The following is a 23,191-nucleotide window of genomic DNA, read 5'->3' as shown; positions in this document are numbered from 1 at the left end:
TCATTACCTTAATTCTACTTCAGGGGATCTGAAATTGGCCATCAAGATAGAAATGCTGCGCTGTTTCTGCGCCGTGGTGCAGCAGGGCAGCCTGAACGAGGCCGCCAGTGAGTTGGGCCGCACCCCGTCGGCGGTCTCGATGATGCTCAAGCAATTCGAGGAGCATATCGGCGCGCCGCTGTTCGAGACGGCGCGAAAGTCGCGTCTCACGCCGCTGGGCGAGATGATCTACAGCGAGGCCCGGCGTGAGATCGAACATTTCGGCCGCACGGTCGCTGCGATCGAGGGGCTGTCGCGTGCGGAAGAAGGCCAGGTGAGGCTGGCGGTGACGCCGTCTGTCGCAACGGCCATTCTGCCCGCGGTGATCCGCCACTTTCGTCGGGACCATCCGAAGGTGCGCATCGACATGCGCGACATGGACAGTGGCTCGGTGCAGCGCGAACTGGAGGCCGAGCGGGCCGATATCGGCATCGCCACCATTACGGTGGCCTCGGGGTTCGAACGCAAGTTGCTGTTCTCGGACGCCTTCGGGGTTGTTTGCGCGCGCGACGATTCGCTTGCGTCGCGGGGGGAACCTGTGGGGTGGGGTGATCTCGCAGGGCGCGATTTCATTGCCAACGGGCTGTGTCGGCTGATCGAGGATCCGGGCTTTGCCGCGATCCGGGACGCTGCGCTGATGTCGGTGCCCAACACGGCCTCGCTGTTGGCATTGGTGCGCGGCGGGGTTGGTCTGACGCTGCTGCCCCGCCGGGCCGTGCCGCAGGAGGACGCTGGTCTTGCTTTCCTTCCGCTCGCCGAAAGCGAGGCGCGGCGGGATCTTTACCTCGTGTCGCAGCCGCGCCGTCTGCTGCCGCCATCGGCGCGGGCCTTCCTGCGCGTTCTGGAAGCCGAGACATCAGATTTGCGGGGGGATATATAAATTCAGATTTCCTGAAGAAAGTTCAATCTAATCGAATTTGACTGAATCTCCTGATCTTGGCCTACTGGCGGCGATCACGTCCGGGGCGCCCGGTCCAGACAGGAGACACAGCATGAACGCGAAGACTGACCTCAACCGCAACTACATCGCAGGGGCCTGGGTTGCCGGGATCGGCGAGATCGAGAACCGCAACCCGTCGGACCTGTCCGACCTGGTGGGCCGCTATGCGCAGGCCAGCGCCACCCAGCTCGACGACGCCCTGGCGGCGGCGAAGCGGGCGCAGGCGATCTGGGCGGGCTATGGGCCGGAGCGGCGCCACGACGTCCTGATGGCCATCGGCACCGAGATGATGGAGCGCGCCGCCGAGCTCGGCGAGCTGCTGTCGCGCGAAGAGGGCAAGCCGCTGGCCGAAGGCAAGGGCGAGGTCTACCGCGCCGGGCAGTTCTTTACCTATTACGCCGCCGAGTGCCTGCGCCAGATCGGCGATACCGCCGACAGCGTGCGCGCGGGTGTTGAAATCGACGTGCGGCGCGAGCCGGTGGGCGTTGTCGCCGTGATCAGCCCGTGGAACTTCCCCACCGCGACCGCCAGCTGGAAAATCGCCCCGGCGCTGGCCTTTGGCAACGCGGTGATCTGGAAGCCCGCCAATGTCACCCCGGCCTCGGCCGTGGCGCTGACCGAGATCATCGCCCGCCAGGACATTCCCGAAGGGCTGTTCAACCTGGTCATGGGCGCGGGCAGCGAGATCGGTCAGAAACTGGTCGAAAGCCCCGAACTGGACGCGATTTCCTTCACCGGCTCGGTGCCGGTCGGACGCGGCATCGCCCGCGCGGCGGTTGGGAACTTTACCAAGATCCAGATGGAGATGGGCTCGAAAAACGCGCTGGCGGTGATGGATGACGCTGATCTCGACCTCGCGGTCAGCCTCGCGCTTGGCGGCGCTTTTGGCGGTTCGGGGCAGAAATGCACCGCCTCGTCGCGGCTGGTGGTGCACGAGGCCGTGCACGACGAATTCGTCGAAAAGCTGATCGCGGGCGCGAAGGCGCTGAAGGTCGGCCACGCGCTGGAGGAGGGCACGCAGATCGGCCCGGTGGTGAGCGAGGCGCAGCTGGCGGCCAACCTCGACTATATCGAGCTGGGCAAATCCGAAGGCGCAACGCTGGCCTGCGGTGGTGAACGCCTCAAGCTTGCGACCGAGGGCTACTACATGTCGCCCGCCGTCTTCACCGGCACCACCAATGACATGCGGATCAACCGCGAGGAAATGTTCGCCCCGATTGCCTGCGTCATCAAGGTCGGCTCCTACGCCGAGGCGCTGGAGGTGGTGAACGACACCGAGTTCGGGCTGACCTCGGGCATCGTCACCCGGTCGATTGCGCGGGCCACCCATTTCCGCCGCAACGCCCGCACCGGCTGCGTCATGGTCAATCTGCCGACCGCCGGAACCGACTATCACGTTCCCTTTGGCGGGCGGGGGAATTCCTCTTACGGACCGCGTGAGCAGGGCGCCTATGCGGCCGAATTCTACACCACGGTCAAGACCGCCTATATCGCGGCCGGAACGCCGGAGGATCTGAAGTGAGCCACCGGATCGATTGCCTGCAATATGCCAACTGGTCGGAAAAGATCTTCCGCCAGATGCGCGAAGGCGGCGTGGACGCGGTCCACGTCACCATCGCCTATCATGAAAACTTCCGGGAAACCGTGCTCAATATCGAGGCCTGGAACCGCCGCTTCGAGGAATTCCCCGAGCTGATCTTTCAGGGCCGCACCGGCGACGACGTGCGCCGCGCCAAGGCCGAGGGGCGCACCGCGATCTTCTTCGGCTTCCAGAACCCCAGCCCGATCGAGGACGACATCGGCCTGGTCGAGATCGTCCACACGCTCGGCGCGCGCTTCATGCAGCTGAGCTACAACAACCAGTCGCTGCTGGCGACCGGCTGCTACGAGGCCGAGGATCCGGGACTCACCCGGATGGGGCGCGAGGTGATCGAGGAGATGAACCGCGTCGGGCTGGTGGTCGACATGAGCCATTCCGCCGAGCGTTCGACGCTGGAGGCTGTCGAACTTTCGGCGCGCCCCATCGCCATCACCCACGCCAATCCGACCTCCTGGGCCCCGGCGCTGCGCAACAAGAGCGACACCGTCATCCGGGCGTTGGCAGAGACCGGCGGCATGCTCGGATTCTCGCTGTATCCGCATCACCTCAAGGACAAGTCGGCCTGCACGCTGGAAAGCTTTTGCGAGATGATCGCGCGCACCGCGGAAGTGGCGGGCACCCAGAGCCTCGGGATCGGCTCCGACCTGTGCCAGGACCACCCCGACAGCGTGGTCGACTGGATGCGCATGGGCCGCTGGACCAAGCGGGTCGATTACGGCGAGGGCTCGGCCGCCGCGCCCGGTTTCCCCGACATGCCAAGCTGGTTCGAGGACAACCGGCACTTCTCCAACATCGAGGCGGGGCTGCGGGCCGTGGGCTTCGACGCGGCGGAGGTGGCCGCGATCATGGGCGAGAACTGGCTGCGCTTCTTTGACGAAAGCTTCGGCGCCGCTGGGGAGGCGGGGCTGAGGGCGGTGGCCGAGTAGCGCCACCCGAACACAACAGACCTGCGAAATTCCTTCAGGGAGGATGGAATGACGGACCAAACCCAGACCCCGGCTGCGGCGGCAACGCCCGGCTCCGGCCATATCAACAGGCCGCTTTTCGCGATCACCGGCGGCTTTATCGCCATCTTCTGCCTGATCGCGCTTTTCGACCTCGCGCTTCTGTCGTCGATCGTGGACGCGAGCTTTGCCTTCTCGGCCAAGTATTTCGGCCTCTACTGGCAGCAGCTGCTGCTGGCGACTTTCCTGATCGGTCTTATCCTGATCGTGCTGCCCGGCGGGCGGGCGCTCATGGGCGGTCTCGCGCGGCCCGAATTCTCGGTGTTCCAGTGGGGCTCGATGATCATGTGCACGCTGCTGGCCGGCGGCGGCGTGTTCTGGGCCGCGGGCGAGCCGATGGCGCATTTCCTGTCCCCGCCGCCGTTCTTCGGCACCGAGGCAGGCACGGCCGAGACCGTGGCCCCGGCACTGGCGCAGAGCTTCATGCATTGGGGTTTTCTGGCCTGGGCAATCCTCGGCGCGCTCTCGACCGTGATGCTGATGCATTACCACTATGAAAAGGGGCTGCCGCTGGCACCGCGCACGCTGCTCTACCCGCTGTTCGGTGACCGGGCGATCCGCGGCCCGATCGGGCTTGCCGCCGACGCCTCCTGCATCATCGCGGTGGTCGCGGGGACCGTCGGCCCGATCGGCTTCCTTGGTCTTCAGGTCAGCTACGGGCTGAACGCGCTGTTCGGCATCACCGACAGCTTTGCGACACAGGCGACCGTGATCGCCGGGCTGGTCGTGCTCTACACCCTGTCGGCAGTCTCCGGCCTGACCCGCGGCATCCAGCTTCTGAGCAAGATCAACGTGATCCTTGCAGGCGGGCTGCTGCTGTTCATGCTGGTCTTCGGGCCGACCGCCTTCATCTTCAAAAGCTACTTTGCCGGCTTTGCCGACTATATCGGCAGCTTCTTCGGCATGGCGCTCTACCGCGGCGATGCCGGGCTGTTCGGCGAGCCGGGCTGGCTGGGCTGGTGGACGGTGTTCTTCTGGGGCTGGTTCATGGGCTACGGGCCGCTGATGGCGATGTTCATCGCCCGGATCTCGCGCGGTCGCTCGATCCGCTCCATCGTGATCATGCTGTCGCTGGTGGCGCCGGTGATCACCACCTTCTGGTTCACCATCATCGGTGGCTCTGGCATCGCCTTCGAGCTGGCCGAAACCGGCTCCGTCTCGACGGCCTTCGAGGGCTTCAACCTGCCCGCCGCATTGCTGGCGATCACCCAGCAGCTGCCGATGGGGTTTGTCGTCTCGCTGCTGTTCCTGGTGCTGACGACGATCTTCGTGGCCACCACGGGCGACTCGATGACCTACGTGATCTCGGTTGCCATGTCCGACCAGGACCGCTCCTCGCTGCCGGTGCGGGTGTTCTGGGGCATCGGCATGGGCTTGATGGCCATCATCCTGATCTCGCTCGGCTCGGGCGGCGTTGGCAAGCTGCAGAGCTTCATCGTGGTGACCGCCGTGCCGGTGTCGCTGGTGCTGCTGCCCTCGCTGTGGGACGCGGTCAGGATCACCCTTGCCAAGGGTCGCGAACGCGGCTGATCCGGTCGCCGGGCGACCCAGGACGGGTCGCCCGCACCGATACGTGGTAACATGCAAAGAGGAGGCGTGTGATGAAACTTGACCAGCTGAGCCCAGATCGCGTCGCGCTGCGCCGCCCGGAGACGGTGATGCGCCTGGCACGGATGGGGTCGTTCCACCAGTCGCGGCTGTCCTTCATGCGGGTGCTGCTGCGGCGTTTGAAATCCGAGAACTGGCGCTTCGAGCGGCGCGCCTTTGAGATCGACGCCAAGGGCGTGGGGTATGCGGTCTACACCATGCATGGACCCGAGCGCAGCTACAGCCTCGTGGCCTTTGCCCATGATCTCGCTCCCGAGCTGCGCTCGGACCGGGTCATCGCCACCGCGTGGGATACGACGTTCACCCTGTTCGACGGGCTGCCCACCGCGGCGGATATCGAGCGGCTGTCGCGCAATGTACCCCTGCAGGAAGCCGGGCGTGTCACCTCCAGCGAACTGACCGTGTCGCGGGCCAACAGATCGGTGCGGATGTTTGACCATGTGGTGGACTGCCTGAGCCGCGGCGAACAGCCCGACACCGCGCTGGTTGATGCCGTCGGCTACTTGATGCGCACCACCGCGGTTTACGGCTCGGGCAAGCTCGGCGCGGCAGACCGGGAAAGCATCTGCGACCGTCCCGAGTTCGCGGCCCCGTTTCAGGCCGAGATGCTGACCGTATTTCTGATCCGGGGGTTCGTGCTGGACCTCGTGGAACATCTCGCCGCCGTCAAAGGTGGCGGGCGTGCGGTCACGCTGGAGCCAAAGCTGCGCCGCCGTTTCGGCATCGGCAACTCCACCGGGCTTGGCATGGCGCCGTTTCTGCTCAACCACCCGATCCTGCTCAACAACTGGATCGCGGCGCGGGAAACCGGGCTGGCGCGGGTCCGCGGGGTGGCGGCTGCCACCTCCGACGAGATCGAGGCCTTCCGCACCTTGCTGCGCCGGGGACGCCGCACCATTGACGAGTGGCAGTCCGAACACCCGATCCAAAGCGGCAGGATCGCCGAGCTGAAGACCGATCTGGCCCGGCTGAACGGCCATGTCGAAGGAGGCGCGCTGGTGGAGGCATATCCGTGGGATCGCCTGTACCAGTGGGCCGAGACCGCGCTGAGCATTGAAGGGCAGGAGCTCCTCGTGTCGCTGATGATGGAACCCTATGGTGCGCTGATCGACGATCTGCCAATGCAGATGAGTGCGGATGAGAACGCCGGTTTTCGCATCGAAGGCGGTATGACCGTGGCACGCTTGCGCAGCATTCTCGAGGAGGACTACGCTTGGGCGCTGGGGATCGACTGGCAGAGCCCCGAAGCGCAGGCGCGCACCTGGTACATCTCGGCGGAGAAACTCGAGCCGCGTCTGGGCGACCGGTATTCCGAGCCGGTTGCGGCCTATGAACAACCCTTGGCCCCGGGCCGCGACGCGACGCTGCTGTACGAGGCGCTGAAGAGCGAAGCCGACGCAACCCGTGTCGCGGACTTCCTGCTGCGCCACCCGGAGCACCGCCATATCCTGCGGCGGGTGCAGATCGCGGCCCGCCATCCCTATGCCGAGATCCGCGACAACACCGTCGCCGCCGACGTGCTGCCCATCGACCTTTTGCGGGCGAAGCTGTCGTTCTTCGGCGCCTGCCATTTCGATCCGCGCTCCGACCGGTGGGTGCGTATCAACATGTTCCGCAATGCGCCTTTCCCGCACGAGCTGGCCGAGATGGAGTTCGCCGGGTGGACGTATCCTGCCCTTTCGGAGGTACCCGCGTGATCTGCTCGCTGAATGAAATCGAGGCGCTCGCCCGCAAGGCGGCGCGGGGCGGCGGCATGAGCTGGGGGCTGGCCGAAGAGACCGGCAAGGCGGTGCGCTGGCTCAGCGCCAACGGGTTTCCCGGACCGCAGCTGCTGGCCGAGTTGCTCTGCCAGAATGACGGCAAACCCTATTGCGATCTCGCGCCGCAGCAATCGGAGGGGATCTGGCACGCCCGCAGTGGTCCGCTTTGCCCGATCGTGGCCGGAACTTTGATCTGCGATCGCGCCGAGGACCTGGAGACGGAGGCGGCGTTGCGGCTGGGCGAGGTCGCCGTGCCATTGCTGCTGCTTCCATTCGCCTCCGAGGCTGCGCGCACCGTTGGCTCGACCGTGATCTTGGAGTGGCGTGGCATGTGCTTCGGTCTTGACGGCGGCGCTCCGAAAGTTCGTGGCGAGGAGGCGGCGCTGGGCGTGGCTAGGGTGAGTTCTGTCGCGTTGTCCTTGGCTGGCGCGCAGGCGCTCGGACAGGTCTGGACCGGCGCGGGTCGCCACGTCACGTGCGACACCATGGAAGTTCTCGAGAGCTTTGCGCAGCGTACCTACGCACCAGCGACCGAAGAAAGTCGGGCAGGGGCGGGCGCCGGACAGGACAACGACTGACGACGGGGCTGCTGCGATGGCCGAGAGCCACGCTTTGGCCGACACCGTGAAGCACGAGCAGGATTGACAGGCGGGCAGCCGTAAGCGGTTGAAATCCCGCCTTCCGCGCTCTTGCTAATCCCGGCCGAGCGGCACCTGGGCGCAACCGTGCAAGGCCGCCGTGTCGGCCGTGATGACAAAGGCCGGTGTGGTCGCATGGGTCGCGACCGGGTAGGCCCGTGCGGTGATATCCCGGAACCGGGTGCAAAAGGCCCGCGTCAGGATCGAACGGGCGACGCTGCCGGCAAAATAGACGCCATTTGTCGGCAGATAGGTCAGCATCAACTCTCGGTTTAGCCGGCCCATCAACTCGGCATAGAAGCCTACCGCGTCGGAGATCGCGGGGTCTCCCTCGTCGCACAGGCGCATGAACGCTTCCGGGGCGGATGCGGTGCGGCCTGTGACCTGTCGGCAGACTTCGGAAAACCCACGGCCCGAAAAACAATGTTCGACCGTCGGAAAGGATTCCGACAGTCCCGCTTGTCTCGCATCCATCGCCTTGGCAATGGATGCAGGCAGGGCCGTGTGTCCGAACTCTGCCCGCAGGCACAGGAGGGTGTCACCCTGCTCTACGACCGGGCTGACGTTGAAGCCGGTGCCGATCCCCACAACGAGGGATTGGCGGGGGCTGGCGTTTTCCGGGGTGCCATTGGCAACGGTGAGCATATCCTCGGGCCGCAGCTGCGGCACCGAGTATCCGAGCGCGACAAGGTCATTGATGATCTTGCCCCGGCCCTCGCCCAGCCGGGCGGCCAGGCGGGGGGCTGATATCTCCCAATTCCGGTTGGTCAGCCGGGCAGTGTCGCCGTCAACCGGACCTGCCACGGCAACGACGAACTCCTCCGGTGCCGGGCCATCGTCCGCCGTGAGATAGGCATCCACCACGGCGTCAAACGACGCGAAATCCTCGTTTCGGAAGCTTCGGGTGGATCCGGGCCGCAATTGGCCCGCATCCGCGATAGCGAGGCGGCTGTTTGTTCCGCCGATATCTGCCACTAACCGCATTCTGTCAGTTCAACCGCTGGCCGGTTTCCGGTGCAAAATACGAGACCTTGCCCAGGTCAAACGCCAGTCTTTGCGCCTTGCCGGGTTCGGCCGAGGTCTCGGCGTGCAAACGGGCGGTGACATGTTTACCCCCCATCTGCATCACCACATAGGTGTCGGCGCCTGCCGGTTCGACGATATCGACCATGCACTCGGCTTCTTGTGTCACCGACCCGTTGCGATGGCCCGGCTCGGCGATATCCTCGGGGCGCACGCCGATGATGACGTCTTCCGGCAGGTTGCGGTTCTGCCTATCGGTCAGCACGATCGGTGCCCCATCGCGGCGGGCGATCTCGATGCGCGAGGCCTCGCTGTCGGACTTGACCTTGGCCGGGATCAGGTTCATCGCCGGGTTGCCCATGAAGTCGGCCACGAACAGGTTGGCGGGACGGTTGTAGATCTCGGCCGGGGTGCCGATCTGCTGGATCACGCCGCCTTTCATCACCACGATCTTGGTGGCCAGGGTCATCGCTTCGATCTGGTCATGGGTGACATAAACCATCGAGGCGCCGAGCCGCTGGTGCAGCTCCTTGATCTCGGTGCGCATCTCGACCCGGAGTTTCGCGTCGAGGTTGCTGAGCGGCTCGTCGAACAGGAACAGTTTGGGATCGCGCACCAGCGCGCGCCCCATCGCCACCCGCTGCCGCTGCCCGCCGGACAGTTGGCCGGGGCGGCGGTTCAGCAGCGGTTCGATCTGCAGCTGCCGGGCAACCTTCTGCAGCTTCTCCTGCTGGGTCGCCGCATCGACACCGCGCACCTTCATGCCAAAGGTGATGTTCTTGGCGACGGTCATCGTCGGGTAGAGCGCATAGGATTGGAACACCATTGCGATGTCGCGGTCCTTGGGGCTGACATCGGTCATGTTGCGCCCGGCGATGTGCAGCTCGCCGCCCGAGATCGGCTCCAGCCCCGCAATACAGTTCAGCAGCGTGGACTTGCCGCATCCCGACGGTCCGACAAGGACCAGGAAGTCGCCCTGTTCGATCGAGACGTTGATGTCCTTGAGGATCTCGACAGAGCCGTAGTTCTTGTAGAGGTTCTTGATATCCAGGATCGGTGCCATGGGTTTTATCCTTTCACGGAGCCGGCGGTCAGACCGCGGATGAAGTATTTGCCAGCAACGACGTAGACGAGAAGCGTTGGCAGCGCGGCGATGATGGCGGCGGCCATGTCGACGTTGTATTCCTTCACGCCGGTGGTGGAGTTGACGATGTTGTTGAGCGCGACTGTGATTGGCTGGGTGCCAGACTGGCTGAACGAGACGCCAAACAGGAAATCGTTCCAGATCTGGGTGAACTGCCAGATGACGGAGACCACGATGATCGGCAGCGACAGCGGCAGGAAGATCGACCAGAAGATGCGGAAGAACCCGGCTCCGTCGACCTTGGCGGCCTTGCTCAGCTCGGCCGGGATCGTCACGTAGTAGTTGCGGAAGAACAGCGTGGTGAAGCCCAGACCGTAGATCACGTGCACGAAGATCAGCCCCGGAATGGTGCCGGCAATGCCCATGAACCCCAGCACGCGGGCCATTGGCAGCAGCACGACCTGGAACGGGATGAAGCAGCCGAACAGCATCAGCGCAAAGAAGATATTGGCACCTTTGAATTTCCAGTGGGCCACCACATAGCCGTTCATCGCGCCCAGCAGAGTCGAGATCAGAACGGCAGGCACCGCGATCAGCACCGAATTCCAGAAGTAGGGTTTGACCCCGTTGCACTGGATGCCGGTGCAGGCCTTCGACCAGGCGGTGCGCCAGGCGTCAAAGGTCACTTCGCGCGGCAGCGCCATCAGGTCGCCGGTGCGGATTTCCTCGAGGCTTTTGAGCGAGGTCGTGATCATCACGAACAGCGGCAGCAGGTAGTAGAGCGCGAAGAGGCCGAGGATGACATAGAGAAGCCAGCGCAGGCCAATGCGAAGGGTGCGGCTTTGGCTGCGGGGGGTGTCGATTGCGAAATCAGTCATTTTTGGCCCTCAGTTCGGAGTAGAGGTACGGGACGACGATGGTGAACACGACGCCCATCATGATCATCGCCGAGCTGGCCGCCTGGCCGATGTCGCCGCGCGAGAAGGCCATCGCGTACATGTAGGTGGCGGGCAGGTCGGTGGCGAAGCCGGGGCCGCCGCCGGTCAGCGCGATCACAAGGTCGAAGCTCTTGATTGCGAGATGCGCCAGCACGATGAAGGCGGACAGGAAGATCGGCGCCATCGAGGGGATGATGATCGCGGTATAGACGCGCCAGGTGGGGATGCCGTCGACCTGGGCGGCGCGGATGATTTCCGTGTCGACCGACCGCAGCCCGGCGAGGAACAGCGCCATCACGAAGCCCGAGCTTTGCCAGATGGCGGCGAGGACAATGGTGTAGATCGCCTTGTCGGGGTCGACGAGCCAGTTGAAGGTGAAGGTCTCGAACCCCCAGCCCTGTACCGTCGCCTCCAGGCCAAGGCCGGGATTGAGGATCCATTTCCAGGCCGTGCCGGTGACGATCATCGACAGGGCCATCGGATACAGGTAGATCGTGCGGATCGCGCCTTCGGTGCGGATGTTCTGGTCCAGCAGGATAGCCAGCATCAGGCCCAGCACCATCGAAATGGCAATGAACAGCGTGCCGAAGATGAAGAGGTTGTTCATCGCCACGTCCCAACGAGGCGCGGCAAACAGGCGGTCGTACTGGATGAAGCCTTCGATGTCGTATTTCGGCAGCAGTTTCGATCGTGTCAACGATACCCAGGCTGTCCAGATGATGAACCCGTAAACAAAGACCAGAACGGCGATGAACGAGGGAGCGAGCACGACTTTTGGCAAGTGCTCTTCGAGCCACTTGGACATGGGATTTCCTCCATAGGGATGACCTGCCCCGGAAGGGCAGGTCAGGACGTCTTCAGGTTACATGCTGTTCTGAACTGCTGTCAGCAGTTGCTGGACCGCATCCTCCGACGACATGTCGGAGTTGAAGTGGGAGGTCACCACATCGGTGATCGCGCCGGCCTGTGCGCCGCGCAGGGCCATGCCATGGGCATAGGAGGGCAGCAGCGCGCCGCTGTCCGAGCTGGCTTGCATATCCTTGGCCGACAGGTCGGCGCACTGGTCGAACTCGTCCAGGGCAACGTCGGTACGGGCCGGGATCGAGCCCTTGTTCAGGTTGAACACCTTCTGGAAGTTCTTGCCGACGATCAGCTTGGCCAGAAGCTGCTGACCGGCCTTCTTGTCGTCGCCATCGACGTCGAACATCGCGAAGCTGTCCACATTGTAGAGAAAGCCGTCGCCCGGCGTCGAGGCGCAGAGGAAATCTTCGCCCGGTGCCTTGCCTGCGGCCAGGAACTCACCCTTGGCCCAGTCGCCCATGATCTGGAAGGCCGCTTCGCCGTTCATCACCATTGCCGTGGCCAGGTTCCAGTCACGACCGGGGAAGTTTTCGTCGACATAGCCACGCATCTTGCGCATCTGGTCGAACACCGCCTTCATTTCATCCGAGGTCAACGTGGCTTCATCCAGTTCGACGAACGCCTTGCGGAACCCATCGGGCCCCAGGATGCCAAGTGCCACCGCCTCGAACACGGTCGCGTCCTGCCAGGCCTGCCCACCGTGCGCCAGCGGGATTACCCCAGCGGCCTGCAATTTTTCGGCAGCGGCGTTGAATTCGTCCCAGGTGGTGGGCATTTCGATGTCGTTGGCTTTCAGAACATCGGCGTTGGCCCAGATCCAGTCGACCCGGTGAACGTTGACCGGGGCCGCGCACCAATTGCCTTCGCATTTCATGTGGTCGGCAATGGAGGCAGGCAGAACATTGGCCCAATTTTCAGCTTCGGCCACGTCCGAGATATCCGCCAGGACACCTTCTTCGTACCATTCCTGGATGGCCGGGCCTTTCAGCTGAACGGCGGTCGGCGCATTGCCGGACAGCACGCGGGCGCGCAGCGCGGTCATCGCGGCGTCACCGCCACCGCCGGCCACCGGCATATCCGTCCAGGTGCCGCCGTTGTCGGCGAATTCCTTTTGCAGCACCGCCACGGACTTGGCCTCACCGCCCGAAGTCCAGTAGTGCAGCACTTCGGCGCTGGGCTCTGCGCTGGCAAAGGTTGCGGACAGAATGGCCACAGCGGACACGGCGCTGAGTACTTTGGTTTTCATAGTTGTCTCCTCCCAATGGTTGATCCGGTGGGGTATCTTTGGCCCCGGTCGATCAAGTGCTCCTGTCTTGAGGCATGCGGCCCCAGCCATGCAATCCGTGCAACGCCGGAATCTGCTGGGCGCATGGAGAAAATGCCGCGTTCTGTTACAGGCTGTTACGAGGGCGTTGATTCTGTTGCCGTCTGTTACATAAGTTCCAGTCCCGGACCTCGTGTTCCGGGACTAGGGAGGGGATACATTCAATGACGATTCCTCGGCTTCTTGTGGTCGATGACGATCAGGACACGCGGCAGATGCTGACCCAGTTTCTGCAACAGAACGGGTCGATCGCACTGCCGGCCGCGTCAGAGGCCGATGTGCGCAGGCATCTGGCAACCGGGCGCATTGATCTCATCCTTCTTGACGTGATGCTGGGGGATGAAAACGGGCTGGAGATCTGCGCTCGCCTGCGCGCCGAACAGGATGTGCCGATCATCATGATCTCTGCCTTGTCGGCCGACCACCAACGCATGTCAGGCTACCAGGTTGGCGCTGACGACTACATCGCGAAACCGTTCAACCCGCAGCTGCTGCTGGCCCGCATCAAGGCCGTTCTGGCGCGCGCGCATCGGTCGTCGTCGCTGGCCCATCGGCGCCAGAACAAGACATTCCGTTTTGCGGGGTGGACCTATGACGCCAAGCATGACGAGGTGCGCTCGCCGGAAGGATTTCAGGTGGCGTTGTCGCGCCGTGAAACGGCGCTGTTGCAGGTGTTGCTGGCCAATCCACGCATCCCCCTGACGCGCGAGGAGATCGCCACGGCGCTGGATGTTACGGCGGAGTCCGACAGCGCCATGGGCGCCAGTGGCAGGGCCATCGATGTGCTGGTGGGACGGCTGCGTTCAAAGATCGAGAAACAGCCGAAATCACCGCAGCTGCTGCGCACGGAGCGCGGCGTCGGCTACGTTTTTGCTGCCGATGTTATCGCCGAGGAGACATGAAGCAAGCGTTGCATTCGCTGCGGTTCTTCGGAATTGCCCTCGCTCTGACGGCCTTTGTCTGCGGTCTGGCCAGCGCGGTGCTGTGGATGCAGTCCGCCGCTGCCTGGGAGCGGCATCTGACCCGCTCTTACTACACTGGCAAGGCGCTGTTTGCGACGCTGACCGCGGGGGGCAACCCGCCCGCGGGGGTGGAGATCACGCCGCTCTCACCGGCCGATCAGGCGTTGGCGGCGGAAGCTGCCTTCAGCCGGATCAGTGGCACGCCGCGACCTGCGCTGGTCACAAATGTCACCATCCAGCAGGCGGCATCGGCGCAACAGCCTGCCCACACGCTGTCGCTGGCGGTCGTCGCGGCGGAGCTGCGCTATCCGCTGGCAAAGATTTCGTTCCGGGACGACACCGGTGCGGCGGACACCCTTGGTGCCTTGACGCGTATCATGGCAAGCCATTGCAGTGATCCGGTCATGTTTGCCTCCGTGGACACTCAGCCGTGGCAACGCATTGATGGCACCGCCGTCTGGGGCTGTGCCGCGGCGCCGAGTGACTATCGCCTGATTGCGGTTCTTCTGGCCGTTGTCAGCCTAGGTGTGATGGTTACCGTGTTCCTAGACATGACCAGCCATTTCGACCGCTTTGCCGCGCTGTTGCGCAGTCGACGTCGGCTTGGGGGGCCGGACAGTTACGAAACCTCGGGACCGCGTGAGCTGCGTGCGATCGTGGCGGCGGTGAACAACTATCTGGAAACCGGGCGCGAGCAACTTGAGAAGCGCGCGATGGTGTTGTCCGGCGTTAGCCACGATCTGGGCACCCCGGCGACCCGTCTGCGGCTGCGGGCGGCCCTGATCGACGACCCCGATCTGCGGCAGCGGTTGGAGCGTGATATCGACCAGATGACCGGGATCATCGATAGCGTGCTGACCTATACCCGCACAGAGCTGGACTCAGAGGAGCCGCGCCAGATCTCGTTGACCTCGCTCGTCGAAGCACTTGTTGCCGATTACAGCGATACGGGCCAGCCGGTGACGTTCCGCCCGTCTGGTGCCCAGAAGGTGCAGGGCGGGCGTTCGGTCTTCATGCTGCGGCGGGGGCAAGGGACGCTGCCTGAGGAACGCCGTGTCGTCGTAACGGCGCGGCCTGTGGCGCTTCAGCGGGCGCTCTCCAACCTGATCGACAACGCGCTGAAATATGGCCGTCGGGCCACGGTTGAACTGGAGGCCGATGCCGATACGGCCACGCTCATTGTCGAGGACGAGGGTGCGGATTATCGGCCCGAAGACCTTGAAAAACTGGTTGCGCCCTATCGGCGTGGCACGAACACGGACGCGGTTCAGGGGTTTGGCCTTGGCCTGACGATCGTCGCCAGCATTGCCAGCATGCACGGCGGGACCCTGAACTTTGAGGCCGGGGCGACCGGCATCCGCGCGCGGCTGAGCATCGAGCGGAATTGAAGGGCGCGCGTTTCGCGTCGTCGCCAGCGGCTCGCACCCGTGACGCGGCGGGCACGGACACCGCCCTGTTTGTAGCGCAATCCGGAGCGTCCTGTCGATAGACCTGGCTGTCGCAGACCTTAACTTCGATAACAATTGTTTAAGATTGCGCCTTTTTTTACGGGCGTCGGAGCGTCGGCAGCTGTTTGCGGGCCTTGTTTTGGCCTCAATCCCAAATGAAAAAAGAAAGGCCGCCCTTTTGAACGGGTGGAGAGTGTTTTTTCTTTGGCGCCCGTTGTCTTGGTATGAAGCGGCGCGGCCAGCAACGCAGTGAGGACGCGCATGCTGACTCTACGATCAAACCTCGAAAGTTCGGTGGCTGCCCAGAATGAGCTGGTGCGCGCGGATCTTCCGTCCCGGTTTGCGTCGATCTCGCTGGTCTCGGTTCTGTCGCTCCATTACCTGCCGGTGCAGATGGTCGGGATGGTGTATCTTGCCTATGTGCTGGTCGAAGCCATCGGCCTGATGGTCTACCGATGGTTGGAGCATCGGGTGACCTGGGGCGGGATCCTGCTGCTGTGCTCCTCTGCGTTCATCGGGGTGTGGGTGTTCAATGCCATCCCCTTGCTGTTGTTCATACAGCCCGAGCCGTTTCCCAAGTTGATCGGGGTGATGCTGCTGATCATCGCGCTCAACCATTGTGTCGTCGCCCGATCGGCCTGGATGTTTTTTGGCGTTCTGACGGCCGTGCCCATCATTTGCGCGGTGGGCTATATGATCTTCAGCTTTCTCAATGCCTTCGCCAGCCCGATGGAAAACCTGATCGCCGCGGTGATCCTGATCCTTGGGGCAGCCTATGTGGCGCATAGCATGTGGGCGCTCAATCGGCTCACCGGGCGATTGCGCAGGGCTTTGCGGGATGCGAAGGCCGGGAGCCGCGCAAAGAGCCGCTTCCTGGCGGCCATGAGCCATGAGATTCGCACCCCCCTGAATGCGATTTGCGGGATGGCTGAGCTGATCGAAGAAGAGGACGTCGACCCTGAGACCCGCCGGGAGCGCACGGCACTGCTGCGCAAATCGGCGCAGGCGCTGACCAGCATCCTCGATGATGTGCTGGACCACGCCAAGGTTGAGGCCGGGCATTTCGAGTTGAGCCTCGCCGCCGCCGCGCCACGGCTTGAAATCATGAGCGTGGTGGAAATGTTTCGCACCTCCGCCGACGAAAAGGGGCTTCGCCTGGATGTCAGCATTGGGCCGGGGCTGCCGGCTTATGCCGAGTTTGATGCGCTGCGGTTGCGTCAGGTGGTTGGCAATCTTCTGTCCAACGCAATCAAATACACCGAAGCGGGCCATGTGTCTGTCGCTGTGAGTAGCGAGCAGGACGGTGGGCAGTCGACGCTCAAGATCGAGGTGTCCGACACTGGCCGTGGCATGACGGCGGAGCAGCTCTCGCACCTCTTCACCGACTTCTACCGGGTCGAGGACAAGAACGCCCCGAGCGTGCCCGGCACCGGTCTCGGCCTGGCGATCGCGCGTCGGCTGGCACAGATGATGGGCGGCGATATCACGGTTCAGTCCTGCCCGGCTGAAGGCAGCTGCTTTACCTTCACCTGCCGGGTCCGGGTGCTGGAAGCCTCCGAGATTGCCATTGACCAGAGCCAGTCAGAAACGCCGGATCAGGACGAAAGTGCCTTGGACCTTGGTGTAAAGTCGATCCTCTTGGTGGATGACACCCGCTCCAACAGAATGGTGGTCAGCGCCTTTCTGAAGAAGGGGGATTTCGAGATCATCGAAGCCACCAATGGTGCCGAGGCGCTGAGCTGTCTGGAGAGCAGGCAGGTGGATCTTGTGCTGCTCGACATGAAGATGCCGGTGATGAATGGACGTGAAACCCTGACCGAGATGGCGCGGCGGGGCGGACGGATCGGCGCCACTCCCGTGATCATGCTCACGGCCAATGCCGCGCCCGAAGACCGCGCGCAATACCTGGCGCTGGGGGCTGCGGGATACATTGCCAAGCCGGTCAAGAAATCCGTGCTGCTGTCGGAAATCCGCAAGGTTGCCACGGGGCGGGACACCCAGGCGGCCTGATCGGCCACTCTAGGGGGATTGGGCTTCGCCGTGTCGCGCGCCGCGGCGCGGCACATCCGTCGCAATTTGGGCGCTGGCGTTAATCCAAAATTTACCTTTCTCAACAATGATTTTTAAAAATTTAGACAAATACCTCGATTCTTTTATCCAAATAGGCGCTATGAGTGGCCAGAGCCCATGCAGTCGACTGAAATCACCTTCGACAATCTGGGCAAAAGCGGCGGTCTGCTGACGTCGCTTTTGCGCGCAAGATATCATCATTTCATAGAAGCGCGCGGCTGGGATTTGCCGAACACCCGCGGGCTGGAATTTGACCAGTACGACACGCCGGAAAGCATCTATTGCGCCATTCATGACGGCGGCATCATCCGTGGCGGTTTCCGGGTCACGCCGACTACGGCGCAATGCGTGAACGCGAGCTACATGCTCCGGGATGCGCAGCGGGGCTTGCTTCCGGGATTGCCCACAACCGTGCTTGACCATCCCGCCCCGCAGGATCCGAACATTTGGGAGGTCAGCAGGGTGTTCGTGGATGATAAGCTGAGCAGTCGCGACCGGATGCGTGTCAGGCAGGCGCTGGGAGTGAATTTTGCCCGGCTATCGCAGGAGCGTAACATCGACAGCTTCCTGTGCCTGACCTCGGTGTCGGCGGCCTTGCTGACGCGCCGGGCAGGGCTGGTGATGACCCCCGCCGGGCCGCGGTTCGAGGTGGCGGGGGAAACCTGTCAGGCGTATCGGATCACGGTGGATGTGGAGAAACTGAACGAGCAGGCGCCGGGGCTGCCGGAACGGGAGGCTGCGCATCTGCCGCTTCAGCAATCTAGTGGCGGCTAGTACCGTGGAAGGCTCACACGCGTAGCGCGCGAGGGGAGCCTTGGCTGAGGCGCGATCGCCGCCGTGGCCCGCTCTTGCAGGTCTTCAGACCATGCGGCGGCGCAGCAGGTAGATGTCCATGATCCAGCCGTGCTCGGCCCGGGCCGTCGCGCGGGTGCGGATGATTTCATCGCGCATTTCACTCAGGGGTCCGGACAGGGAAATCTGGTTTTCCATTCCCGCATAGGCAGTCCAGTAGATCTCTACCCCCTGCGGCGCGATGGATTGGAAGGAACATTGGCCGTCCAGCATGATCACCAGCGTATCGGCGCTGTCCGGCCAGCCCTTTTCGCGCAGCTGGCGCCCCGTGGTGATGGTGAAAGGGGCACCGATCTCGTTGAGAGGGATCGCATGGGCCGCGGTCAGGGCCTGGATCGAGGTAATGCCCGGGATCACCGTCAGCTTGAGGTCAGCGCGCTGTTGCAGCCGGTCGGCAATGCGCATGGTGCTGTCATAGAGCGAAGGATCGCCCCAGACGAGGAAACCCGCCTTGCCGCCGTCGGGCAGATGCGTGCTGATGTTCTGCCACCAGATCTCGGCAATGGCATCGTGCCAATCGTCGACCCGTTTGCGGTAGTCGCGGATGGTTTCGTCCCGCACCGGCAGGGAGAACTCGACGATCCGTGGGCCGTTGCCCTTGATTGCCTGGTGGCAGATTTCGCGCCGCAGCCCGGCCAGATCATCCTTGCCGCCCCCTTTGTTGGGGATCAGGATCAGGTCCTGCGCGTTCAGCGCGTCGATTGCCTGCAGGGTCATGTGCTGCGGGTTTCCGGTGCCGATACCGATCAGGCTGAGTTCGATCATGGCGGGGCCTTTCATGCGTGGACACGCCCCCTATGGAGCCGTGCCGCTGGTCTTGCAAGCGCGGGGTGACGGTCAGGTGCCCTCAGCGTCGGACGGCACGGTTGTCGTGGCCTCGACGGGCTGTCCCTCCACCGTCAGCGCGCTGTGGTTGTTGGTGTTCAGCGAGACCTTGACGACTGCCCCGGCAGGCAGCGACGGGAGGTGAATCCACTCTGCATAGAGCCGCGCAAGTTTTTCACCATTCACGTAGACATGGGCGTGGCCTTCACCGGGAACATTCTCCGCCGAAGCATTCTGCGGGGCAAAGCGGAAGTTCTGCGGCAGCACCTGCAGGTTCCAGCCGGACATGGGATCCTTGTGCAGACGTATGGCAATTCGGGGTGCATCCGGGCCCGACGGCAGATCGACCGCCGTCGCGTGGTCATGGGCCATCGCGCCCGCGTGGCCACCGCCGTGATGTGCCGGGTCGCCGTGGTCGTGGCCGTCAAAAGTGATGCCATTGCCAGCCGCGGTGACAAAGCCGATGCCGCCTCCGAACAGCAGTCCGATGGCAAAGAGAGCGAGAGAACGGGACATCAAGTCTTCCTCGGACAAGAACTGTCCCCGCCGGACTTCTCCGGCGGGGCGCAAGAGGGCAGCCGGGTCAGGCCGCTGCGAGCGAGCGCTTGCCTTCGGTCTGCCAGAAGTGGCCGGCAAAGGCCCCCAGCAGCACCCAGGCCGCCATTCCGACCCCGAAGGCACGGGCGGCAAACAGCGCGCCGATCTCGGTCGGCACCGGTCCCGAGAAACTCTCGGGTTCGGGGGCGCCGATAACATGCGGCGCCAGCAGCAGTAACGCGGCGATCAGGTAGCTGACCATGTTGCCGCCAAAGGCGATCAGCCACATGGCCACGCCCGCGGTGGCTACGGTGGCGGTCCACCAGATCTGGCGCAGGCCGACATCCGCGGCCGCGACGCCGGGCACCTCGGGGGCCAGCGACAGGCCGGGCGCGAAGTGGAAGGTCACGAAGCCTGCCACACCCCAGAGCAAACCGCTGCGCGCGTTGATCGCATGGCCCTGACGCTCGGCAACCGACATCAATGCAACCATGACCAGCGCATAGCCGGTGTAGGTGAGCATGGTGAAGATGACGCTCAGCCCGTCGCGCACCGGATCGGCGAACAGGCCGGGCAGGTCGGGATGGGCCGACACGGCCTCGGCGCCGAAATGCACCAGTTCACCGCCCTCGTAGAGTTCGGCGTGGAGCAGAACAGGCTGCACGAAATAAAGCTGCAGCAGGGCGGTGATCAGCCCTGCTGCAGCGCCAGCGAACAGGCCGCTGGTCAAAATACGACTGAACATGGCCTTAGTGGCAGGGGAAGCCGGTTGCGTGGCGTACATCGTGCGCCGCGTCATGCAGCGCGGATGCCTGCACATGGCCGGTCAGCGTGAGGATCCCCAGCCCGAGAACCACGGCAAACAGGGCCGGGATTACGGAAGTGCCTGCGGCAGAAGCGTTGAGCGTCTTGGTCGTCATTGATGGTCTCCTTGCCGTCACACCCGACGGCGTAAGTTTTCATTCGCACACGGCCGGTCTCCTGACTCGCGGGTCGCTGCTGCTCTCCTCCTTCCCGGCGTCTTGCGCGCCAGTGGATGCCGGAGAGCCGCTCGCCGCTCACAGTCGCGGGGGCGGTTGAGGCTGCGGTGCCGCGATTTGGTCCACCGTCCTCATTCCCGTTTCAGTCCTGGTGCTTGGGCACCTTTGGACACCGTATTCAATGGTAATGCCTCGCGGGGGCGATTCCGGTCAAGGAAGAAACCGCCCCTTGACCGGTTGTCTGCGGCATATCTGCGGGCCGCGGGGGCAGATTGGCGGTGCGAGGTCAGCCCGGGATGCGGGCAATCGCCTTGAAGCGCAGCTTGCCCAGCGGGCGGGCATCGGCGAAATTGCCGTCAGCGCTGCGGGCGTACAGGCGCAGAAAGGTCAGCACGTCCGGCAGATCGCCAGCGGAAATTTCACCGAACAGATAGGCGGTCTTGCCGGATTGGCGCACCGCCAGTGTTTGCGGCCGCTGGCAGCCGGACATGCAGTCCACCTGCGTCAGATGGGCCGCGATCCCTGCGCGCTCCAGTGCCGCGGCGACCTGCCCGGGCAGGGCAGGGTCCGCATCGCGGCAGGTGCGGCACAGGGTGAGGGTCGGCACGCTCATGCGCCGGGCAGGTCCTGATCTGCCAGCGGCCCGTAGAGGATCAGCACCGGGGCGGTGGTTTCCATGGCGCGCAGCACCTGCGGCAGTTCACCGACTGTGTGGCAGAACAGCTTCTGCTCCGGGGTGGAGACGCCCTGCGCCACCAGCGCGTGGGTCTCCGCAGGCAGCCCGGCCTCCATCAGCTTTTCCGCCAGCGCGACGAAGGTACGCTTGCCCATATAGACCACGGTGGTGGCCTGCGGGTCGGCCAGCGCCGCCATGTTCAGATCGTCCGGCAGCCCGCCGGTCACGTCATGGCCGGTGATGAACTGCAGCCGCCGCGCGGTCAGCCGACGGGTGAGCGGGATATTGGCCGCCGCCGCCGCCGCCGAGGCCGCGGTGACGCCTGGCACGATCTCAAACCCGATTCCGGCTTCGCGCAGGGCGGTGATTTCTTCCTCGAGACGGCCGAAGACGCCCGAGTCGCCGGATTTCAGTCGCACCACCCGCAGCCCGGAGGAGGCATAATCGACCAGCAGCTGGCTGACATGGTCCTGCTTGGGCGAAGGTCGCCCGGCGCGTTTGCCCACGCCCACCAGGTCGGCATCGGCACGGGCATGGCTCAGGATCGGGCCAGAGGACAGATCATCGAACAGGATCGCATCCGCCGTCTCCAGCCGTTTGACGGCTTTCACGGTCAACAGCTCCGGATCGCCGGGCCCGGAGGAGACAAAGCTGACAAAGCCGCTCATGCGCGTTCTCCGGTGATCAGGTGGAAGAAGGTGCCGGTCACATTGCACTTGACCGATCCGGTCTCGGGCACCGGGTTTCCGTCGGCGTCCATGACATTGGCCAGCGGCGCGTCGGGTTCTTCCAGAATGGTGGAATAGTGGAATTCGTGACCGCGCAAGGCGGTGCCGGCAGCAAAGCCGGGTATCTCCGCCTGCAGCACCGCGCGGCGGTAGCCGAGGTGGAATTTGCGCTTCTCATAAGACGTCACCAGCCCCAGCAGGCCCAGCATCTGGTGGCGGTTGCCCTGCTTGTCGATCAGCGCCTCGCCGAGCGCCATGTAGCCGCCGCATTCGCCGTGCACCGGCTTGGTCTGCGCGTGTTTCCGAACGCCCGCGCGGAAGGTCTCTGCCGCGGCCAGCGCCCCGCCATGCAGTTCGGGATAGCCTCCGGGCAGCCAGACCAGGTCAGCGTCCAGGGCCGGGGGCTCATCCGCCAAGGGCGAGAAGGGCAGAATCTCGGCGCCAGCGGCACGCCAGCCTTCCAGCAGGTGCGGGTAGGTGAAGGAAAACGCCGCATCGCGCGCCAGCGCAATGCGCTGCGCGGGCGGTGTGGGCAGGCTGGCGGGTGCCGGGGCCTGACCGGACAGCGCCGCGGATTTGATCGCTTCCAGATCCACATGCTCGCGCAGGAAGGCGGCGTAGCCTGCGATGGCGGCTTCCAGATCGGGGTGTTCGACTGCCTGGATGAGGCCGAGATGCCGCTCCGGCAGGGTCAGGTCACCGCGGCGGGGCAGGGAGCCCAGCACCTTGATGCCTGCCTTTTCCATCCCCAGCCGGGTCAGCCGCTCATGCCGCGGGCTGGCGACGCGGTTCAGGATAACGCCGGCAAAGGGCAGCTCAGGGTCGTAGTTCTTGAACCCCAGCGCGGTAGCCGCGGCCGACTGCGCCTGACCGCCTACATCGACGACCAGCACCACCGGCCAGCCCATGCGCTTGGCGGTCTCGGCAGAGGAGCCAAAGCCCGACTGGCCGCGGGTTGCAACGCCGTCGTAAAGCCCCATGGAGCCTTCGCCGATGCAGATTTCCGCGCCTGCCGACTGGCCCGCCACCGCATCCAGCAGCCCGCCGTCCATCGCCCAGGTGTCCAGGTTGAAGCTGGGGCGCTTGGCGGCTGCCAGATGAAAGGCGGGGTCGATATAATCCGGCCCGCTCTTGTAGGGCTGCACGGTTAGGCCGTCCTCGGCCAGCGCCCGCAGCAGGCCCAGCATCACGGTGGTCTTGCCGGTGCCCGAAGAGGGTGCCGAGATCATTAGTCCGGGAGGGGTCATTGCGCGTTCTCCTCATATTCCGCCCGGGCCGCTTGCGGCTCGGGCCG

Annotated in this window: 22 protein-coding genes and 1 riboswitch; of the genes, 10 read left to right on the top strand and 12 right to left on the bottom strand. The window is 64.2% G+C overall.

All coding sequences use genetic code 11. The annotated features are described in order from the left end of the window. Nucleotides 1–34 precede the first annotated feature (34 nt). The 6 genes from AB9K35_RS08825 (at nt 35) to AB9K35_RS08800 (ending at nt 7,529) form a co-directional block, all read left to right on the top strand. On the top strand, nt 35–919 hold the full coding sequence (locus tag AB9K35_RS08825) for a LysR family transcriptional regulator (protein WP_369925406.1): 885 nt from the start codon (nt 35–37) through the stop codon (nt 917–919). 112 nt (nt 920–1,031) lie between these two features. After that, on the top strand, nt 1,032–2,501 hold the full coding sequence (locus AB9K35_RS08820) for an aldehyde dehydrogenase family protein (RefSeq protein ID WP_222455727.1): 1,470 nt from the start codon (nt 1,032–1,034) through the stop codon (nt 2,499–2,501). Continuing rightward, nucleotides 2,498–3,505 (top strand): membrane dipeptidase, encoded by a 1,008-nt coding sequence (locus AB9K35_RS08815; RefSeq protein ID WP_369925404.1) that lies wholly within the window; start codon nt 2,498–2,500, stop codon nt 3,503–3,505. Before AB9K35_RS08820 ends, AB9K35_RS08815 begins: the two co-directional genes overlap by 4 nt. Nucleotides 3,506–3,553: 48 nt before the next feature. After that, nucleotides 3,554–5,113, top strand: coding sequence for a BCCT family transporter (locus AB9K35_RS08810; RefSeq protein ID WP_369925403.1), 1,560 nt, complete (start codon nt 3,554–3,556; stop codon nt 5,111–5,113). 71 nt (nt 5,114–5,184) lie between these two features. Beyond that, nucleotides 5,185–6,888, top strand: coding sequence for a hypothetical protein (locus AB9K35_RS08805; protein ID WP_369925401.1), 1,704 nt, complete (start codon nt 5,185–5,187; stop codon nt 6,886–6,888). After that, entirely contained in the window at nt 6,885–7,529 is a 645-nt protein-coding gene (locus tag AB9K35_RS08800; protein ID WP_369925399.1) for a DUF3726 domain-containing protein, read from the top strand. The genes AB9K35_RS08805 and AB9K35_RS08800 overlap by 4 nt, the downstream gene beginning before the upstream one ends. Before the next feature lie 114 nt (nt 7,530–7,643). On the opposite strand, the gene AB9K35_RS08795 is transcribed toward AB9K35_RS08800, so the two are convergent. The 5 genes from AB9K35_RS08795 to AB9K35_RS08775 are packed head-to-tail and all read right to left on the bottom strand — an operon-like array spanning nt 7,644 to nt 12,741. Continuing rightward, nucleotides 7,644–8,564, bottom strand: coding sequence for a glucokinase (locus tag AB9K35_RS08795; protein WP_369925397.1), 921 nt, complete (start codon nt 8,562–8,564; stop codon nt 7,644–7,646). Nucleotides 8,565–8,577: 13 nt separating this feature from the next. Continuing rightward, nucleotides 8,578–9,675 (bottom strand): ABC transporter ATP-binding protein, encoded by a 1,098-nt coding sequence (locus AB9K35_RS08790; protein WP_222455733.1) that lies wholly within the window; start codon nt 9,673–9,675, stop codon nt 8,578–8,580. A gap of 5 nt (nt 9,676–9,680) precedes the next feature. Then, on the bottom strand, nt 9,681–10,574 hold the full coding sequence (locus AB9K35_RS08785) for a carbohydrate ABC transporter permease (protein ID WP_222455734.1): 894 nt from the start codon (nt 10,572–10,574) through the stop codon (nt 9,681–9,683). Next, nucleotides 10,567–11,439 (bottom strand): carbohydrate ABC transporter permease, encoded by an 873-nt coding sequence (locus AB9K35_RS08780; protein ID WP_222455735.1) that lies wholly within the window; start codon nt 11,437–11,439, stop codon nt 10,567–10,569. The genes AB9K35_RS08785 and AB9K35_RS08780 overlap by 8 nt, the downstream gene beginning before the upstream one ends. Before the next feature lie 57 nt (nt 11,440–11,496). After that, nucleotides 11,497–12,741 (bottom strand): ABC transporter substrate-binding protein, encoded by a 1,245-nt coding sequence (locus AB9K35_RS08775; protein ID WP_369925394.1) that lies wholly within the window; start codon nt 12,739–12,741, stop codon nt 11,497–11,499. 242 nt (nt 12,742–12,983) lie between these two features. Here AB9K35_RS08775 and AB9K35_RS08770 point away from each other — a divergent pair, with 242 nt between their 5' ends. From AB9K35_RS08770 to AB9K35_RS08755, 4 genes are all read left to right on the top strand, one after another. Further along, entirely contained in the window at nt 12,984–13,721 is a 738-nt protein-coding gene (locus AB9K35_RS08770; protein WP_222455737.1) for a response regulator transcription factor, read from the top strand. Then, a complete protein-coding gene (locus tag AB9K35_RS08765; RefSeq protein WP_369925392.1) occupies nt 13,718–15,169 on the top strand; it encodes a sensor histidine kinase in 1,452 nt (483 codons plus the stop codon). The genes AB9K35_RS08770 and AB9K35_RS08765 overlap by 4 nt, the downstream gene beginning before the upstream one ends. A gap of 321 nt (nt 15,170–15,490) precedes the next feature. Beyond that, nucleotides 15,491–17,239, top strand: coding sequence for an ATP-binding protein (locus tag AB9K35_RS08760; RefSeq protein WP_369925390.1), 1,749 nt, complete (start codon nt 15,491–15,493; stop codon nt 17,237–17,239). A 177-nt stretch (nt 17,240–17,416) separates the two neighbouring features. Next, nucleotides 17,417–18,073 carry an acyl-homoserine-lactone synthase gene (locus tag AB9K35_RS08755; RefSeq protein WP_369925388.1) on the top strand — a complete coding sequence of 219 codons (657 nt, stop codon included), beginning with the start codon at nt 17,417–17,419 and terminating at the stop codon, nt 18,071–18,073. An 84-nt stretch (nt 18,074–18,157) separates the two neighbouring features. Here the strand turns inward: AB9K35_RS08755 and cobF are convergent, their stop codons facing one another. The 7 genes from cobF to AB9K35_RS08720 all read right to left on the bottom strand — a co-directional run bounded on the left by cobF (nt 18,158) and on the right by AB9K35_RS08720 (nt 23,144). After that, nucleotides 18,158–18,916 carry a precorrin-6A synthase (deacetylating) gene (gene cobF / locus AB9K35_RS08750; RefSeq protein ID WP_369925567.1) on the bottom strand — a complete coding sequence of 253 codons (759 nt, stop codon included), beginning with the start codon at nt 18,914–18,916 and terminating at the stop codon, nt 18,158–18,160. 72 nt (nt 18,917–18,988) lie between these two features. Further along, nucleotides 18,989–19,492: a hypothetical protein gene (locus AB9K35_RS08745; protein WP_369925386.1), complete on the bottom strand. Its 504-nt coding sequence runs from the start codon at nt 19,490–19,492 to the stop codon at nt 18,989–18,991. Nucleotides 19,493–19,559: 67 nt separating this feature from the next. Further along, complete coding sequence (locus tag AB9K35_RS08740; RefSeq protein ID WP_369925385.1) at nt 19,560–20,258, bottom strand: CbtA family protein; 699 nt, start codon at nt 20,256–20,258, stop codon at nt 19,560–19,562. A gap of 4 nt (nt 20,259–20,262) precedes the next feature. Beyond that, the gene (locus AB9K35_RS08735) at nt 20,263–20,433 is read right to left on the bottom strand and encodes a CbtB domain-containing protein (protein ID WP_222455744.1); all 171 of its coding nucleotides are present in this window, start codon (nt 20,431–20,433) and stop codon (nt 20,263–20,265) included. A 33-nt stretch (nt 20,434–20,466) separates the two neighbouring features. Further along, nucleotides 20,467–20,685, bottom strand: a riboswitch (cobalamin riboswitch). A 94-nt stretch (nt 20,686–20,779) separates the two neighbouring features. Beyond that, entirely contained in the window at nt 20,780–21,106 is a 327-nt protein-coding gene (locus tag AB9K35_RS08730) for a DUF1636 family protein (RefSeq protein WP_369925382.1), read from the bottom strand. Beyond that, the gene (gene cobA / locus AB9K35_RS08725; protein ID WP_369925381.1) at nt 21,103–21,837 is read right to left on the bottom strand and encodes a uroporphyrinogen-III C-methyltransferase; all 735 of its coding nucleotides are present in this window, start codon (nt 21,835–21,837) and stop codon (nt 21,103–21,105) included. The genes AB9K35_RS08730 and cobA overlap by 4 nt, the downstream gene beginning before the upstream one ends. Beyond that, complete coding sequence (locus AB9K35_RS08720) at nt 21,834–23,144, bottom strand: cobyrinate a,c-diamide synthase (protein ID WP_369925379.1); 1,311 nt, start codon at nt 23,142–23,144, stop codon at nt 21,834–21,836. Before AB9K35_RS08720 ends, cobA begins: the two co-directional genes overlap by 4 nt. Nucleotides 23,145–23,191: the final 47 nt, after the last annotated feature.

It is taken from the genome of Leisingera sp. XS_AS12, assembly GCF_041224635.1.
Taxonomy (GTDB): domain Bacteria; phylum Pseudomonadota; class Alphaproteobacteria; order Rhodobacterales; family Rhodobacteraceae; genus Leisingera.
This window is presented reverse-complemented; position numbering and strand designations above follow the sequence as displayed.

Excerpts from the sequence above, each read along its gene's own strand:
- AB9K35_RS08820 (WP_222455727.1), top strand. The coding sequence starts at position 1,032 with ATGAACGCGAAGACTGACCTCAACCGCAACTACATCGCAGGGGCCTGG.
- AB9K35_RS08810 (WP_369925403.1), top strand. The coding sequence starts at position 3,554 with ATGACGGACCAAACCCAGACCCCGGCTGCGGCGGCAACGCCCGGCTCC.
- AB9K35_RS08805 (WP_369925401.1), top strand. The coding sequence starts at position 5,185 with ATGAAACTTGACCAGCTGAGCCCAGATCGCGTCGCGCTGCGCCGCCCG.
- AB9K35_RS08790 (WP_222455733.1), bottom strand. The coding sequence starts at position 9,675 with ATGGCACCGATCCTGGATATCAAGAACCTCTACAAGAACTACGGCTCT.
- AB9K35_RS08785 (WP_222455734.1), bottom strand. The coding sequence starts at position 10,574 with ATGACTGATTTCGCAATCGACACCCCCCGCAGCCAAAGCCGCACCCTT.
- AB9K35_RS08780 (WP_222455735.1), bottom strand. The coding sequence starts at position 11,439 with ATGTCCAAGTGGCTCGAAGAGCACTTGCCAAAAGTCGTGCTCGCTCCC.
- AB9K35_RS08775 (WP_369925394.1), bottom strand. The coding sequence starts at position 12,741 with ATGAAAACCAAAGTACTCAGCGCCGTGTCCGCTGTGGCCATTCTGTCC.
- AB9K35_RS08770 (WP_222455737.1), top strand. The coding sequence starts at position 12,984 with ATGACGATTCCTCGGCTTCTTGTGGTCGATGACGATCAGGACACGCGG.
- AB9K35_RS08765 (WP_369925392.1), top strand. The coding sequence starts at position 13,718 with ATGAAGCAAGCGTTGCATTCGCTGCGGTTCTTCGGAATTGCCCTCGCT.
- AB9K35_RS08760 (WP_369925390.1), top strand. The coding sequence starts at position 15,491 with ATGCTGACTCTACGATCAAACCTCGAAAGTTCGGTGGCTGCCCAGAAT.
- AB9K35_RS08755 (WP_369925388.1), top strand. The coding sequence starts at position 17,417 with ATGCAGTCGACTGAAATCACCTTCGACAATCTGGGCAAAAGCGGCGGT.
- cobF (WP_369925567.1), bottom strand. The coding sequence starts at position 18,916 with ATGATCGAACTCAGCCTGATCGGTATCGGCACCGGAAACCCGCAGCAC.
- AB9K35_RS08745 (WP_369925386.1), bottom strand. The coding sequence starts at position 19,492 with ATGTCCCGTTCTCTCGCTCTCTTTGCCATCGGACTGCTGTTCGGAGGC.
- AB9K35_RS08740 (WP_369925385.1), bottom strand. The coding sequence starts at position 20,258 with ATGTTCAGTCGTATTTTGACCAGCGGCCTGTTCGCTGGCGCTGCAGCA.
- AB9K35_RS08735 (WP_222455744.1), bottom strand. The coding sequence starts at position 20,433 with ATGACGACCAAGACGCTCAACGCTTCTGCCGCAGGCACTTCCGTAATC.
- AB9K35_RS08730 (WP_369925382.1), bottom strand. The coding sequence starts at position 21,106 with ATGAGCGTGCCGACCCTCACCCTGTGCCGCACCTGCCGCGATGCGGAC.
- cobA (WP_369925381.1), bottom strand. The coding sequence starts at position 21,837 with ATGAGCGGCTTTGTCAGCTTTGTCTCCTCCGGGCCCGGCGATCCGGAG.
- AB9K35_RS08720 (WP_369925379.1), bottom strand. The coding sequence starts at position 23,144 with ATGACCCCTCCCGGACTAATGATCTCGGCACCCTCTTCGGGCACCGGC.